The following is a 268-nucleotide window of genomic DNA, read 5'->3' as shown; positions in this document are numbered from 1 at the left end:
ACACTACCATCGGCACTACGGCGTTTCACTTCTGAGTTCGGCATGGGGTCAGGTGGGACCACCGCGCTATTACCGCCAGACATATTCTGTCTTCTCTTCTTCCAATTGATGTGCATTATCTCATATCCACATCAATCGCTCAATCCGGAACAAACTGTTCGAGTATCTATTAATCTATCTCTATCTTCGCGTATCCAAAACAACTCCGAGTTGTAAGGTTAAGACTCTCGGTTCATTAGTATCAGTTAGCTCAATGTATCACTACACT

1 rRNA gene is annotated in these 268 nt (G+C 44.0%); it reads right to left on the bottom strand.

Annotation, left to right across the window (positions count from 1 at the left end):
• Positions 1–80 (bottom strand): 5S ribosomal RNA (rrf, locus tag H3U96_RS11145); the annotation flags it as partial.
• Positions 81–268 lie beyond the last annotated feature (188 nt).

The sequence above is a fragment of the Gilliamella sp. M0364 genome, assembly GCF_016100565.1.
In the GTDB taxonomy this organism is placed as follows: Bacteria; Pseudomonadota; Gammaproteobacteria; order Enterobacterales; family Orbaceae; genus Gilliamella; species Gilliamella apis.
This window is presented reverse-complemented; position numbering and strand designations above follow the sequence as displayed.